The organism is Sphingomonas sp. Leaf62 (genome assembly GCF_001421915.1).
In the GTDB taxonomy this organism is placed as follows: Bacteria; Pseudomonadota; Alphaproteobacteria; order Sphingomonadales; family Sphingomonadaceae; genus Sphingomonas.
On record NZ_LMLN01000028.1, the window covers coordinates 516,567 to 531,020 of the forward strand.

The 14,454-nt window shown below is 65.5% G+C and carries 15 protein-coding genes, 1 tRNA gene and 1 pseudogene; 10 read left to right on the forward strand and 7 right to left on the reverse strand.

Features of this window, described 5'->3' with window-relative positions; all coding sequences use genetic code 11:
- The 4 genes and pseudogenes from ASE91_RS13950 to ASE91_RS13965 form a co-directional block, all read right to left on the reverse strand.
- Nucleotides 1-1,172 (reverse strand): annotated as a pseudogene (locus tag ASE91_RS13950) (dihydroorotase); the annotation flags it as partial.
- Nucleotides 1,169-2,158, reverse strand: a complete 990-nt coding sequence (locus ASE91_RS13955; protein WP_056627053.1) for an aspartate carbamoyltransferase catalytic subunit — start codon at nucleotides 2,156-2,158, stop codon at nucleotides 1,169-1,171. The gene ASE91_RS13955 and the pseudogene ASE91_RS13950, both read right to left, overlap by 4 nt.
- Nucleotides 2,159-2,198: 40 nt before the next feature.
- Nucleotides 2,199-2,669, reverse strand: a complete 471-nt coding sequence (gene ruvX, locus ASE91_RS13960) for a Holliday junction resolvase RuvX (RefSeq protein ID WP_056627055.1) — start codon at nucleotides 2,667-2,669, stop codon at nucleotides 2,199-2,201.
- Nucleotides 2,666-3,775, reverse strand: a complete 1,110-nt coding sequence (locus ASE91_RS13965; RefSeq protein ID WP_056627057.1) for a DUF3089 domain-containing protein — start codon at nucleotides 3,773-3,775, stop codon at nucleotides 2,666-2,668. Before ASE91_RS13965 ends, ruvX begins: the two co-directional genes overlap by 4 nt.
- Nucleotides 3,776-3,880: 105 nt before the next feature.
- On the opposite strand from ASE91_RS13965, the gene gatC reads away from it, so the two are divergent.
- From gatC to ASE91_RS13985, 4 genes are all read left to right on the forward strand, one after another.
- On the forward strand, nucleotides 3,881-4,168 hold the full coding sequence (gene gatC / locus ASE91_RS13970) for an Asp-tRNA(Asn)/Glu-tRNA(Gln) amidotransferase subunit GatC (RefSeq protein WP_055994643.1): 288 nt from the start codon (nucleotides 3,881-3,883) through the stop codon (nucleotides 4,166-4,168).
- Nucleotides 4,168-5,649 carry an Asp-tRNA(Asn)/Glu-tRNA(Gln) amidotransferase subunit GatA gene (gene gatA, locus ASE91_RS13975; RefSeq protein ID WP_056627059.1) on the forward strand — a complete coding sequence of 494 codons (1,482 nt, stop codon included), beginning with the start codon at nucleotides 4,168-4,170 and terminating at the stop codon, nucleotides 5,647-5,649. The genes gatC and gatA overlap by 1 nt, the downstream gene beginning before the upstream one ends.
- A 127-nt stretch (nucleotides 5,650-5,776) precedes the next feature.
- On the forward strand, nucleotides 5,777-7,261 hold the full coding sequence (gene gatB / locus ASE91_RS13980; RefSeq protein WP_056627060.1) for an Asp-tRNA(Asn)/Glu-tRNA(Gln) amidotransferase subunit GatB: 1,485 nt from the start codon (nucleotides 5,777-5,779) through the stop codon (nucleotides 7,259-7,261).
- A complete protein-coding gene (locus ASE91_RS13985) occupies nucleotides 7,261-7,887 on the forward strand; it encodes a peptidylprolyl isomerase (protein ID WP_443024541.1) in 627 nt (208 codons plus the stop codon). Before gatB ends, ASE91_RS13985 begins: the two co-directional genes overlap by 1 nt.
- 1 nt (nucleotide 7,888) lies before the next feature.
- Here the strand turns inward: ASE91_RS13985 and ASE91_RS13990 are convergent, their stop codons facing one another.
- Nucleotides 7,889-8,107 carry a hypothetical protein gene (locus ASE91_RS13990; protein ID WP_056627062.1) on the reverse strand — a complete coding sequence of 73 codons (219 nt, stop codon included), beginning with the start codon at nucleotides 8,105-8,107 and terminating at the stop codon, nucleotides 7,889-7,891.
- A gap of 1 nt (nucleotide 8,108) precedes the next feature.
- Entirely contained in the window at nucleotides 8,109-8,339 is a 231-nt protein-coding gene (locus ASE91_RS13995) for a hypothetical protein (RefSeq protein WP_056399734.1), read from the reverse strand.
- Nucleotides 8,340-8,476: 137 nt separating this feature from the next.
- Between ASE91_RS13995 and ASE91_RS14000 the strand changes: the two genes are divergently transcribed.
- The 6 genes from ASE91_RS14000 (at nucleotide 8,477) to ASE91_RS14025 (ending at nucleotide 14,198) form a co-directional block, all read left to right on the forward strand.
- A tRNA-Leu gene (locus ASE91_RS14000) sits at nucleotides 8,477-8,561 on the forward strand.
- A 66-nt stretch (nucleotides 8,562-8,627) separates the two neighbouring features.
- Complete coding sequence (gene tig / locus ASE91_RS14005; protein WP_056627063.1) at nucleotides 8,628-10,244, forward strand: trigger factor; 1,617 nt, start codon at nucleotides 8,628-8,630, stop codon at nucleotides 10,242-10,244.
- A gap of 110 nt (nucleotides 10,245-10,354) precedes the next feature.
- Nucleotides 10,355-11,281, forward strand: a complete 927-nt coding sequence (locus ASE91_RS14010; protein WP_055994626.1) for a glycosyltransferase family 2 protein — start codon at nucleotides 10,355-10,357, stop codon at nucleotides 11,279-11,281.
- A 93-nt stretch (nucleotides 11,282-11,374) separates the two neighbouring features.
- Nucleotides 11,375-12,004, forward strand: a complete 630-nt coding sequence (locus ASE91_RS14015; protein WP_055994623.1) for an ATP-dependent Clp protease proteolytic subunit — start codon at nucleotides 11,375-11,377, stop codon at nucleotides 12,002-12,004.
- A 129-nt stretch (nucleotides 12,005-12,133) separates the two neighbouring features.
- Nucleotides 12,134-13,399, forward strand: a complete 1,266-nt coding sequence (gene clpX / locus ASE91_RS14020; protein ID WP_055994619.1) for an ATP-dependent Clp protease ATP-binding subunit ClpX — start codon at nucleotides 12,134-12,136, stop codon at nucleotides 13,397-13,399.
- A gap of 97 nt (nucleotides 13,400-13,496) precedes the next feature.
- Nucleotides 13,497-14,198, forward strand: a complete 702-nt coding sequence (locus ASE91_RS14025) for an HAD family hydrolase (RefSeq protein WP_056627071.1) — start codon at nucleotides 13,497-13,499, stop codon at nucleotides 14,196-14,198.
- Nucleotides 14,199-14,236: 38 nt separating this feature from the next.
- Here ASE91_RS14025 and ASE91_RS14030 read toward each other — a convergent pair whose 3' ends face one another.
- Complete coding sequence (locus ASE91_RS14030) at nucleotides 14,237-14,443, reverse strand: hypothetical protein (protein ID WP_235530490.1); 207 nt, start codon at nucleotides 14,441-14,443, stop codon at nucleotides 14,237-14,239.
- Between the last annotated feature and the right edge of the window lie 11 nt (nucleotides 14,444-14,454).

Genomic DNA, 14,454 nt, shown 5'->3' on the forward strand with positions numbered 1-14,454 from the left:
ACCGCGCGGCCCTGCACCGGCAGGCCATCGAACGGCGTGTTCGCCGCCTTGCCCGCCAGTGCGTCGGCGCGGACCTGCCACGGCGTGTCCTGATCGACGACGATGAGGTCGGCGGGCGCACCGGTGGCCAATGTGCCGGTATCGAGGCCGAGCAGCTTCGCCGGGTTCCGCGCCAGCAACGCGAAGAGGCGGTCGAGTTCGATCAGCCCGTCGCGAACCAGCCCCAGCCCAAGCGCCAACAGCGTCTCCGCCCCCGCCATGCCGGGTTCCGAATCGGCGAAGGGCAGGCGCTTGGCCTCGGGACCGCGCGGATCATGCCCCGAACACAACACGTCGATCGTCCCGTCGGCCAGCGCGGCGCGCGCGGCGCGACGATCGCCTTCGTCGCGCAACGGCGGCGAGAGATGGGCGAAGGTCCGGAAATCGCTCATGACGATGTCGGAGAAATAGAGATGGGCGGGGGTGATACCGCAGGTGACGCGAACGCCGCGTCGCTTGGCCGCCCGGATCAGATCGAACCCGGCGGCAGTCGTCACCTGTCGGAAATGCAGCCGCGCGCCCGTATCCTCCGCCAGCATCACGTCGCGCGCGATCGCCAGCGCTTCGGCGATGGCGGGTGCAGCGGGCAGGCCGAGCCGCGTCGCCGTCTCACCCGACGTCGCCACCGCGTCGCCAGCGACGCCGCCGTCCTCGGCATGGGCGACCACGACCAGATCGCAGTCGCGCGCATAGGCCAGCACCTTGCGCATCACGCCGCTGTCGGCGATCCATCGCCGCCCGGTCGCGACCGCCACCGCACCCGCTTCGGCGTTGATCGCCATTTCGGCGAGGTCGGTGCCGCGCAGCCCTTGCGTCGCGGCCGATAGCGGGTGGATCCAGATATCGGGCTTGCCCATATGCGCCGCCCGCGCGACGATGCCCGGATCGTCGAGGACCGGGGCCTGATCGGGCATCAGTCCGACCCGGACGATCCCGCCCGCCCGGCAGGCAGCGGCATCGATGCCGAAGACGCCGAGATCGACGATCGCCGGTGCCAGCAGCTTGCCGGTTATGTCGATGCGTTCGGCGTTCGAAACGTCCGAGGCGATCGTATCGCCGCTTACGGCCAGATCGCCGCTGCGCACGCCGCTATCGGGACAGACCAGCGTGCCACCGGTAAAGATCATGCTCATGCCCAACCCTCCACGCCACGGCTGCGTCGGGTCAACACGTCGAGGCACGCCATGCGCACCGCGACGCCCATTTCGACCTGTTCGGTGATGGTAGAGCGTTCGGGATCGTCGGCGACGTCGCTGGTAATCTCGATCCCCCGGTTCATCGGTCCTGGATGCATCACGATCGCGTGCGGCTCGGCCCGTTTCAGCCGTTCGCGGGTCAGGCCGTAGCGGAGATGATATTCGCGGGTCGAGGGAATGAAGCCGCCGTTCATCCGTTCGTTCTGCAGGCGCAGCATCATCACGACATCGGCCCCCTCCAGCGCGGCGTCGAAATCGGTGAAGGGGGTGACGCCCATCAATTCGATCGCCTGCGGCATCAACGTCGTCGGCGCGACGACGCGGACTTCGGCGGCAAGCGTGGTGAGGGCGAGGATATTCGACCGCGCGACCCGGCTGTGCAGGATGTCGCCGCAGATCACGACGCGCCGGTGCGCGATTTCCCCCAGCCGCCGGCGGATGGTCAGCGCATCCAGCAGCGCCTGCGTGGGATGTTCGTGCCAGCCGTCGCCGGCGTTCAGCACCGGGCAATCGACCTTGTCGGCGATCAGCTGCACCGCGCCCGACGAACCGTGGCGGATGACGATCACGTCGGCGCGCATCGCGTTGAGCGTCACGGCGGTGTCGATCAGCGTCTCGCCCTTCTTCACGCTCGATTGGCCGGCATGCATGTTGACTACGTCGGCCCCCAGCCGCTTGCCGGCGATCTCGAACGACAGCAGCGTGCGCGTGCTGTTTTCGAAGAAGGCGTTGATCTGGGTCACGCCGTCCAGCCGATGGTCGCTGGGACCGCGGCTGCGATTGGCGTCGATCCATTGTTCCGCTTCGTCGAGCAGGAACAGGATCTCATGAGGCTGCAACCCCTCGATCCCGGTCAGGTGACGATGCGGGAAAACGGCACCCCCATCGATCATGGCGGCGGGGCGGTGGTCTGAGCTATGCATCGAGACGACCGGTTAGGCCGGGCCACGCGCTCGCGCAAGGTCAGCCGAGCGGAACGTTGACCAGCGCGTCGATCGCCCCTTGCAGAATATAGGCGGCGGCCAGCTTGTCGACGCGTTCGGCGCGTTTGGCGCGGCTGAGGTCTTCGGCGATCATCTGCCGTTCGACGGCGACCGTCGACCAGCGTTCGTCCCACAGGAAGATCGGCAGGCCGCTATCGTCGAGATTGCGGGCGAACGCCCGGATCGACTGCGTCCGTGGCGAATCGGTGCCGTCCATGTTGAGCGGCAGGCCGACGACGATGCCGCGCACCGATTGCTGGCGGATCAGGGTCGTGAGCTGCGCCTTGTCGGCGGTGAATTTGGTCCGGTTGATCAGGATCGCCGGGCTGGCGAAGCTCCATCCGGCATCGCACAGCGCGGTGCCGATCGTCTTGGTCCCGACATCGAGCCCGATCAGTCGACCGCCTTCGGGCAGCGCGTCGCGAAAGACAGCGCGGTCGTCGGTAATCATCGTTTCTCCCACGCGGCCAGCCGGCGCAGTGCGTCGGCGCGGACATTCGCCCAGAACAGGCTGTAATCATACACGTGCCAGTTGTTGCCCGGCAGCACATAGGGGCCGAGATTGGGCGGATCGTCACCGATCAGCAGGAAACCGCGTCCGTCGCAACGGGCGGGGACCAGGCCCGGCGTCATCGTCGCGTCGATCAGTTCCTTGTCTGGGATCAGCGTGCCCTGATTCGCGCTAGCCGGCGCGGCGGCGTTGGCGGTGCCGGTCAGCGGGTTGGTGCATACCATCGGCGTCCCGCTGCGTGCACGTCCATCGAACCCGGTCGACGCGTCATATCGTTCGACGATGAGCGTCGGGTCGGCAGGTTCGGCGAAGCTCTGCCACGACAGCAGACAGCGCACCTGATCGGCGGTGGTGCATTCGGGCAGGCCGAGCGCGGTCAGGTCGGTTACCTTCGATACCGGCCAGCCGGCGACATAAGCCGCGATGATGCGGCGGGCGAGCGGGGTGCCGGCAACCTTCTCCCGCAGCAGTCGCGTCAGGTGCAGTGCGCCCTGGCTGTGCCCGGCGAGAATGATCGGGCGCTTCGGATCGGCTTCGGCGACGAACGTATCGAACGCCGCGGCAACGTCACGATAGGCGAGATCGAGCGCCTGCGTGGCCGCGGCGTCGCCGGTCAGGAAGGCACCGAACGTCGCTTGGCGATAGCGCGGTGCCCAGACCCGACCGGCGGCGCGGAACGCGCTGGCCTGTCCGCGCAGGAACACCTGCGCCCGGCCGTTCGATTCGCGATCATCGAGCGCGGCGTTCCAGCGATCGGTGCCTACGAACGACGTCGGATGAACGAAGAAGACTTCGGCATCGCCCGGTGCCGTCGGTGCGATACCCTGCGGCAGCCAGTCGACCGGCGTATTGGTCAGTCCCGGCCGGGCGAACCACAGGGCGCGGTCGGCATAGGCGTTGGCCGGCATCGCGGGTTCGGCGCGAAACGCGACGCCCGGGACCATCGCCCGGCGCAACAGGTCGTTGCCGAACAGGCGAAAGGCGAACAGCGCGGCGATCGCCAGCACGATCAGTGCCGCCACCACATACAGGAATTTGCGCGCCAACCCCGTCTCCGCCGTTATCGCGGCATTGGTGGGGGAAGCGGCGTTCCCGTGCAACCGCTTTGCGGTGCTTGTGGGGGGCTCGCCGGAATGCTAGCCGCCCATGCCATGTCCGTCGAACCTGCAACCGTCAAACGCGTGGCCGGCCTTGCCCGTATCGCGATCACCGATGCCGAAGCCGAAAAGCTGGCACCCGAACTCGGCAATATCATCGGTTTCATCGAGCAACTGGGCGAGGTCGATACCAGCGGCGTCGAGCCGATGACCGCGGTCATCCCCAATCATCTGCGCCTGCGCGACGATGTCGTCACCGATGGCGACGTCCGCGACCGTGTGCTCGCCAATGCGCCGCAGGGCGAGCATGGCTTTTTCACCGTTCCGAAAGTGATCGAATAGTGTCGAACCTGACCGACCTTGGCGTCGCCGCGATCCGCGACGGCGTGCGCGGCGGCGATTTTTCCGCCCGCGACGTCGCCGATGCGTTCATCGACGCGGTCGCTGCTGCGAAGCCGCTCAACGCCTTCCTTGTCGAGACCCCCGACCATGCGCGCGCCGCTGCCAAGGCAGCCGACGATGCGCGCGCCGCCGGCGAGACGCTCAAGCCCCTTGCCGGCGTGCCGATCGGCATGAAGGACCTGTTCTGCACCCAGGGCGTGGAGACCACGGCGGCGAGCGACATCCTGAAGGGCTTCGTGCCGCAATATGAATCGACCGTGTCGGGCAATTTGTGGAATGCCGGTGCGGGGATGCTGGGCAAGCTGAACCTCGACCAGTTCGCGATGGGATCGTCCAACGAAACCAGTGCGTTCGGCAACGTCATCTCGCCATGGCGTCGGCCGGGCGATACCGCGCCGCTGGCACCGGGCGGTTCGTCGGGTGGTTCGTCGGCGGCGATCGCGGCGCGGCTATGCCCGGCGGCGACCGGCACCGATACCGGCGGCTCGATTCGTCAGCCGGCCGCGTTCGTCGGGATCACCGGCATCAAGCCGACCTATGGCCGCTGCTCGCGCTACGGCGTCGTCGCCTTCGCCTCGTCGCTCGATCAGGCGGGGCCGATGGCGCACGATACCCGCGACTGCGCGATCATGCTGGAGGCGATGGCCGGGTTCGATCCCAAGGATGCGACCTCGCTCGACCTGCCGGTCCCGGCATGGGAAGCGGGGCTGAACGCCGACCTGCGCGGCAAGCGCGTCGGTATCCCGAAGGAATATCGTGTCGACGGCATGTCCGCCGAGATCGAGGCGCTGTGGCAGCAAGGCATCGACTGGCTGAAGGATGCCGGCGCGGAGATCGTCGAGGTCTCGCTGCCGCATACCAAATATGCGCTGCCGGCCTATTACATCATCGCTCCGGCCGAAGCGTCGTCGAACCTCGCCCGCTATGATGGCGTGCGCTATGGTCAACGGGTGCTGCCCGATGGTGCCGGCCTGCAGGACATGTATGCCGCGACCCGCGCCGCGGGCTTCGGCGACGAGGTGAAGCGCCGGATCATGATCGGCACCTATGTGCTGTCGGCCGGTTTCTACGACGCCTATTACACGCAAGCACAAAAGGTGAGGACGCTGATTGCGCGCGATTTCGAAGCGGCGTTCGAGCAGTGCGACGTGCTGTTGACCCCGACCGCGCCGTCGGCGGCGTTCGCGCTGGGCGAAAAGAGCGCCGATCCGATTGCGATGTACCTGAACGACGTCTTCACCGTGCCGTCGTCGCTGGCGGGCCTGCCGGCGATGAGTGTGCCGGGCGGCGTCGACAAGGACGGGTTGCCGCTGGGGTTGCAGATTATCGGCCGACCGCTCGATGAACAGGGCGTATTGAACGCCGGACTGGCGATCGAGCAGCGGGCCGGATTTGTTGCCCGTGCGGATAAGTGGTGGTGATTCATTTCCTTGCCGAATTGCTCTTCCAGGCGATCGGCGAGGTCATAACGGAATTGTTCGGAGTGTTGTTTGATCGGTGTGAAAATGCCGTCACCAAACGCTTTGGTCGGAGCAGAAGAAAAAGACGATGACCGAATCCACCTATCGCATCCGTGGCGCGACCGGCGACTGGGAGGTCGTGATCGGCCTCGAAGTCCATGCTCAGGTCACGTCGAACGCCAAGCTGTTCTCCGGGGCGGCAACCGCGTTCGGTGCCGAGCCGAATACGCAGGTGTCGCTGATCGACGCCGCGATGCCGGGCATGTTGCCGACGCCGAATCGCGAATGCATTCGGCAGGCGGTGCGGACCGGGATGGCGATTGATGCGGTCATCAACAAATGGTCGCGCTTCGACCGCAAGAATTATTTCTACGCCGATCTGCCGCAGGGCTATCAGATCAGCCAGCTCTACCACCCGCTGGTCGGCGAGGGGTCGGTCACGGTCGTGCTCGACGAGAAGAATCCCGACAGCCCGACCAAGACGATCGGCGTGGAGCGCATCCATGTCGAGCAGGATGCCGGCAAGCTGATGCACGACCAGCATCCGACCCGCTCGTACGTCGACCTCAACCGGTCGGGCGTCGCGCTGATGGAGATCGTCAGCCGTCCCGACATGCGTTCGCCAGCCGAGGCAGGGGCGTATCTGTCGAAGCTGCGGACGATCCTGCGCTATGTCGGGTCGTGCGACGGCAATATGGATCAGGGGTCGATGCGCGCCGACGTCAATGTCTCTGTGCGCCGGCCGGGCGAGGAACTGGGCACGCGGACGGAGACCAAGAACGTCAACTCGGTCCGGTTCGTAATGGCCGCGATCGAATATGAGGCGAATCGGCAGGTCGCGGTGATCGAGGATGGCGGCCGCATCGTGCAGGAAACCCGCCTGTTCGATCCGGACAAGGGCGTGACCCGGTCGATGCGATCGAAGGAAGACGCGCATGATTATCGCTACTTCCCCGATCCCGACCTGCTGCCGCTCGAACTCGACGACGCATTCCTCGACGAATGCCGTGCGAGCCTGCCCGAACTGCCGGATGCCAAGCGCAATCGCTATGAGGGCGAGTTGGGCCTGTCGGCGTACAACGCCGCCGTACTGACCGCCGAGGTTGAAACGGCGCGCTGGTTCGAGGCGCTGCTGGCCGAATGCGGTTCGGACGTGCCGGCAAAGTCCGCCGCCAACTGGTTGATTTCTGACCTGTACGGGGCGCTGAACCGGTTGGGTAAGGGCATTGTCGACAGCCCGGTCTCGCCGGCACAAGGCGCGGAATTGCTGAAGCTGGTCGCCGACGGCACGCTGTCGGGCACGCTGTCGAAGCAGGTATTCGAATTCATGCTCGAAACAGGGCAGGGGGCGAACGCGATCGTCGAGGAACGCGGCCTGAAGCAGACCAGCGACACCGGTGCGATCGAGGCGGTGATCGCCGAGGTCATGGCAAAGAACGCCGACAAGGTCGCCGACTACCGCGGCGGCAAGGACAAGCTCTTCGGGTTCTTCGTCGGCCAGACGATGAAGGCGATGGGCGGCAAGGCCAATCCGGGCGTGGTCAACGACCTGCTGAAGAAGGCGCTGGGATGATGAAGACGACGCGACGCGCGTTGCTGTTGGCGCTGGCATGGGCAGGACCGGCGCTGGCACAGGCACCGGTTTCGACACCGGCCGAAGCGCCGCTGCCGCGCGTCGCGATCGTCACGACGGCGGGAACGCTGGTCGTCGAGGTGGAGACGAAGCGCGCGCCGATCACCGCCGCCAATTTTCTGCGCTATGTCGATCAGAAGCGGCTCGACGGCGTCAGCTTCTACCGCATCGTCAAGGTCGGCCCCGATTTCGGCTTCGTGCAGTTCGGCCCGCACACCGACGCGAAACGGTATCTGCCGCCGATCAAGCACGAACCGACGACTCAGACCGGTCTGTCGCACACCGATGGCACGCTATCGGTCGCGCGACTCGGCGTCGGAACGGCTCGGGGCGAGTTCACGATCTCGGTCGGGGATCAAAGGCGTTCGCTCGATGCCGCTCCGGGCGTACCGGCCGACGGGCAGGGCTATGCCGCCTTCGCGCGGATCGTCGAGGGGCGCGATGTTCTGACCAAGATACTCGATACGCCGGTCGATCCGGCGAAGGCGACCAATGGCGCGTTCAAGGGCGAAATGCCCGCCGCGCCGGTGAAGGTCATCACCGCGCGGCGGGTCGTTTCGCGCTGACCTATTGGCCGTCGCTTTCCTGATTGCGGACGACCCCGCCCGATCCACCGGCGCTGTCGGGCGAGACGGTCGGCTCGGTGGGTGACGTGGCACCGGCGTCGGTACCGGCCCGTTCGACATCGCCATTGACGGTATCGACTGTCTTTTCGATGTCGCTGCGGCGATCGGTGTCGCCTTCGGGCGGGCTGTCGGGGTGGCTGCTGCGATCCCGGTCGCTCATGTCAGTTCCCATCCATCACGGGTTGGCCGGGTACCGGCGTTACCCCGGGATCGCTGCCGGGCATGGGCGATGGCACGTCGATGTCAGGGCCGGGGACGTCGATTTCGGGCGGCGGGGCGGTCGGTTGTCCCGGCTCGGTCTGCGGCACCGGATATTCGGGCGGCGGCGTGGTCGGTGCGACGCCGGGATCGGGGGCGGGGGTTTCGGCGGGAATGGGTGGTTCTACGGGCATGAACGCGCTCTCCTTCATTTCTCCCAACGCGTCCCGCGGACGCGGGTTGCGGCCCGCACGCAACTCTGCGAAGCGTGGCGACTTGCCCCGGCGTGCATGGCTGCTATAGACGCGCCCGTGCCGGCGGCGTCCGCTCGGCGGGCGTGGCGGAATTGGTAGACGCGCTGGATTTAGGTTCCAGTATCGAAAGATGTGGGGGTTCGACTCCCTTCGCCCGCACCAGTGACGCCGCCGCCCGGTCGAGGCTGGAGCCGCCCCGAATCGATTCCTTTGACGAAAGCTTCGAGAATGCAGACTGTCGAGACGTTGAACGAGGGCCTGAAGCGCGCCTACACGCTGACCATCACCGCGGCGGATATCGACTCAAAGGTCGATGCCGAGGTGAAGCGCGTTGCCCCGACCGTGAAGATGCCCGGCTTCCGCCCCGGCAAGGTGCCGGCGAACCTGGTTCGCAAGATGCACGGCGAGGCGTTGGCGCAGGATGCGCTCAACAGCTCGATCCAGGACGGCATCCAGACGCTGATCGCCGAACAGAAGCTGCGCCCGGCCACCGCCCCGCAGGTGTCGCTCGACGGCACCTATGCGCCCGGCGAGGACGCTGCGGTTTCGGTCTCGCTGGAAGTCCTGCCCGACGTGCCGGCCCCGGCGATCGACGGGCTGCAGCTGGAGCGCCTGACCGTCCCCGCCGACGAAGCGGTGGTCGATCAGCAGATCGAACAGCTCGCCAGCAACAACAAGCGCCACGAAGACGCCGAGGAAAACCATGAGGCCGCGACCGGCGATCTGGTCGTGATGGATTTCGTCGGCAAGGTCGACGACGTCGCGTTCGACGGCGGCACCGGCGAAGGCATGTCGATCGAGATCGGATCGGGTCGTCTGATCCCCGGTTTCGAAGACCAGCTGGTCGGCGTGAAGAAGGGCGACGAAAAGACGATCAACGTCACCTTCCCCGACGACTATCAGGCCGAAAACCTGAAGGGCAAGGCCGCGACCTTCGACCTGAAGATCACCGATGTGAAGGTACCTGCCGAAGGCGGTCCGGACGACGAGTTCGCCAAGTCGCTGGGTCTCGAAAGCCTCGAGCAGCTGCGTGGCCTCATCAAGGGCCAGATCGAGCAGGAGCTCAACGGCCTGACCCGCACGCACATGAAGCGGAAGCTGCTCGATCAGCTCGCCGCGGGCCATGATTTCGAAGTGCCGCCGTCGATGGTCGAAGCCGAGTTCGAGCAGATCTGGGCACAGCTTCAGCATGAAGCCGGCCACGAAGCCGATCCGGAAGCCGCCCGTGCCGAGCTGGAAGCCGAGCGTGAGGATTATCGCCAGATCGCCGTCCGTCGCGTCCGTCTCGGCCTGCTGCTGTCGGAAATCGGCCAGGCCAACGGCATCGAGGTCAGCCAGCAGGAAATGCAGCGCCTGATCATGCAGGCCGCGCAGCAGTATGGCCCGGAAGATCGCCAGCGTTTCATGCAGTATGTGCAGCAGGAGCCGATGGCGGCCGCCCAGCTGCGTGCCCCGCTGTACGAGGACAAGGTCGTCGACTTCCTGTTCGGCAAGGCCGAGATCACCGACCGCGAAGTGTCGCGCGAGGAACTCGAAGCAGCGATCGAGAGCGAAGAAGGTGCGGTGCCGCACGTGCACGGCCCGGACTGCGGTCATGATCACGGCCATGACCATGACCATGACCATGCTGCGGCGAAGCCGGTAACGGCCAAGGACGTCGAGCCGGCAGCGCCCGACGCATCGGCCGAAGCCGAAGCGCCCAAGAAGAAGGCCGCGACCCGCAAGGCACCTGCGAAGAAGGCCGACGATGCGCCGGCCGAAACCGCTGACGCGGAGGCCGAACCGGCACCGGCCAAGAAGCCACGCGCCAAGAAGAAGGTCGAGACCGAAGCCGAAGAAGGCTGATCGGTCCGGACGGAACGGCATAAAGGCCGTCCGCTTCCCGAACGGGAGCGGGCGGTCTTTTGCTGTCGGGATGCTTGCTTTCGGCGACGCGGGATGTTGTACGCCCGGGCATGTCCATGACCGTCGCCGTCCTGCTGCCCTGCTATAACGAAGAAGCCGCGATCGCGGCGACCGTCGCCGAGTTCCGCGCCGCGCTGCCGCAGGCGACCGTCTATGTGTACGACAACAACTCCACCGATCGCACGATCGAGGTCGCGCAGGCGGCGGGGGCGGTGGTGCGGACCGAGCGCCTGCAGGGCAAGGGTGCGGTCGTGCGACGGATGTTCGCCGACATCGACGCCGACATCTACGTCATGGCCGACGGCGATGCGACCTATGACGCGGAGGCGGCACCGCAACTGGTCGCGCGGTTGATCGACGAACAACTCGACATGGTCGTGGGGCAACGGGTAAGCGAGGCCGTACTGGCCTATCGGCGCGGTCACCGCTTCGGCAATGCCATGCTGACGGGCATGCTTGCCCGGCTGTTCGGCCGGAGTTTTACCGATATCCTGTCAGGCTACCGGGTATTTTCGCGCCGGTTCGTAAAGAGTTTTCCGTCGCTGTCGGCCGGGTTCGAGATCGAGACGGAGATCAGCGTCCACGCGCTCGAACTTCGCATGCCGGTGGCGGAGATCGCTACGCGCTATTTCGCCCGTCCGGAGGGATCGGCCTCGAAGCTGTCGACCTATGGCGACGGCTTTCGCATCGCCCGTACCATCGCGACTCTCTACCGGATCGAGCGGCCCTTGTGGTTCTTCGGTGCGATCGGACTGGCGCTGGCGGTGCTCGCCGTGATCCTCGCGGTGCCGCTCGCGATCACCTATGCAAAGACCGGACTGGTGCCACGCTTTCCGACCGCGATCCTCGCGACCGGCCTCGTAATTCTGGCGTCGCTCTGCCTGTTCTCGGGGTTGATCCTCGATACCGTCGTACGCGGCAGGCGGGAGGTTCGGCGGCTTGCCTATCTCGCGCACCGCGCACCGGGTGGCCGCTAACCATCTTTCCGGGTGCGCTGCGGCGGGGTAGCCTCTTGCGTCGTCTTCCACGAGCGCCGATGTAGGGGTCGAAATCTACTCAGCGGGAACCCAATGCAGGATATTCACGACGGCCTCGTCCCTATCGTCATCGAACAGTCGAGCCGCGGCGAGCGCAGCTTTGACATCTATTCGCGCCTGTTGCGTGAACGCATCGTGTTCGTGACCGGCGGCGTCGAGGATCATATGGCCTCGCTGATCACCGCGCAGCTGCTGTTCCTCGAATCGGAAAATCCGAAGAAGGACATCTGGATGTACATCAATTCGCCGGGCGGCGTGGTGACGGCCGGTATGGCGATCCACGACACCATGCAGTATATCCGTCCACGCGTCGGCACGGTCTGCATCGGTCAGGCGGCGTCGATGGGCAGCTTCCTGCTGGCGTCGGGCGAACCCGGCATGCGTGTCGCGTTGACCAACGCGCGCATCATGATCCACCAGCCGTCGGGCGGCGCGCAGGGTATGGCGTCGGACATCGAAATTCAGGCCAAGGAAATCCTGCGTATTCGCCGTCGGATGAACGACCTTTACGCGAAATACACCGGGAAGCCGTTGGATGTGATCGAACGGGCGATGGACCGCGATACCTTCCTCGAAGCGGACGAGGCCAAGGCGTTTGGACTGGTCGATCAGGTATTCGACAAGCGTCCGGGCGCGCCCGAGGAAGGAAGCTCGGGAGCCTGAGGCGGTTCGGCTGACCGCGCATGAACCGGCGGCGCGTTCGGATAAACTTTTAAGGCATTGCCGGATATGAGCCTGTGTGTATCCTGACAGGCGGCAAGACGCGCCACGGCGGCGCGGGAGATGATTTGAATGACGAAGCTCAGCGGCGGCGACTCCAAGAGCACACTGTACTGCTCGTTCTGCGGCAAGTCGCAGCATGAGGTGCGTAAGCTGATCGCGGGTCCGACCGTGTTCATCTGCGACGAATGCGTCGAACTGTGCAACGACATCATCCGTGAGGAAACGAAGTCGGCTCTGGTCGCCAAGAAGGACGGCGGTGTCCCGACGCCGCAGGAAATCTGCAACGTGCTCGACGATTACGTCATCGGGCAGAAGCAGGCCAAGCGTGTCCTGTCGGTCGCGGTTCACAACCATTACAAGCGGTTGAACCATGGTCAGAAGGGTGCCGACGTCGAACTGGCGAAGTCGAACATCCTGCTGGTCGGCCCGACCGGTTGCGGAAAGACGTTGCTGGCGCAGACGCTGGCACGCATCCTCGACGTGCCGTTCACCATGGCGGACGCGACAACGCTGACCGAAGCCGGCTATGTCGGCGAGGATGTCGAGAACATCATCCTCAAGCTGCTGCAGGCGTCGGACTATAATGTCGAGCGGGCGCAGCGCGGGATCGTTTACATCGATGAAATCGACAAGATCAGCCGCAAGGCCGAAAACCCGTCGATTACGCGCGACGTGTCGGGCGAGGGCGTGCAGCAGGCGCTGCTCAAGCTGATGGAGGGCACGACCGCGTCGGTTCCGCCGCAGGGCGGGCGCAAGCATCCGCAGCAGGAGTTCCTGCAGGTCGATACGACGAACATCCTGTTCATCTGTGGCGGTGCGTTCGCGGGTCTCGAAAAGATCATCGCCGACCGTCTGCAGGGCAAATCGATCGGCTTCGGTGCCTATGTCGCGGCACCCGAAGAGCGCCGCACCGGCGAGGTGCTGCGCCAGACCGAGCCGGAGGATCTGCTCAAGTTCGGCCTTATCCCCGAATTCGTCGGCCGTTTGCCGGTGATCGCAACGCTGGAAGATCTCGACGTTGCGGCGCTGTTGAAGATCCTGACCGAACCGAAGAACGCGCTGGTCAAACAGTATCAGAAGCTGTTCGACATGGAGGGTGTGAAGCTCGGCTTCAACGACGAGGCGCTGGTCTCGGTGTCGAAGCGCGCGATCGAGCGCAAGACCGGTGCGCGCGGTCTGCGGTCGATCCTCGAAGGCATCTTGCTCGACACGATGTTCGATCTGCCGTCGATGGATGGCGTCGATGAAGTCGTGATCGACAAGGACGTGATCGAGGGTCGCAAGGAACCGGTCCGCGTTTATGCCGAAAAGAAAAAAGCGGGTGACGCGGCGTAAGCTGCCTACCTTGCAGTGACAGACGGGCGTCGGGTAACCGGCGCCCGTTTCGTTTATGGGCTTTCGACGGGCCGGGCCGTTCGGTATTGCCTAAGTCATGCCGATCGAACTCATCTGCCTCGATGCCGACGACACGCTGTGGCACAATATGCGGCATTTCGAGGAGGCGCATGCCGCCTTCGTCGCGATGCTTCGGCCCTTTGCGGACGGCGACGTGGCGATGGAAACGCTAGAGGCGTGCGAGGCGCGCAACCTTAAACTCTATGGCTATGGTGCCAAGGGGTTCACGCTGTCGATGATCGAAACCGCTCTGGAACTGGGCGGCGAGCGATTGCCGACTGGGGTCATCGCCGACCTGCTTGCGGCCGGACGGCGGCTGCTCGCCCATCCGGTCGACCTGCTGCACGGGATCGAGGCAACGCTCGATGCCCTGGCCGATCGTGGCCGACTGGTTTTGGTGACGAAAGGCGACCTGCTGCATCAGGAGGCGAAGCTGGCGGCGTCGGGGCTGGGTGACCGGTTTTCAGGGATCGAGATCGTCAGCGACAAGACGGTCGACACCTTTGCGCGGCTGTTCGATCGCTATGGTGTTCCGGCGGAGCGGGCGGTGATGGCCGGTGATTCGATGCGATCCGACGTCCTGCCCGCGCTGGCCGCCGGAGCGTGGGCGGCGTTCGTACCGCAGCCGCTGGCATGGACGCACGAAGCCGCGCCGCCGCCATCGAATCCCGATCGGTTTCGGCAACTCACCGGTCTTGGCGAGCTACCCGCGTGGATCGACACGATCGCCGCAGGATAATCGATCCAGCGCGAGGCGTCAGACCCGTGACTAACGGGTCATCGTCGTGTAGCGACCTGCCGCGCGGCAAGCGCCAGACCGGCGGCGATCTGCAGAACGGCATAGGCGCGGCGACGGTTCGGGCGGTCGACGAACGGCCGCACCAGCAGCTCCGCGCCGCCCGCACGCTCCTGCCACAGTTCGACATGGCGGCGCGGCTGCAACAGGCCGAGCATACCGTCGCCGATCATGAAGGTCGCTGCCATTTCGGCCGCAC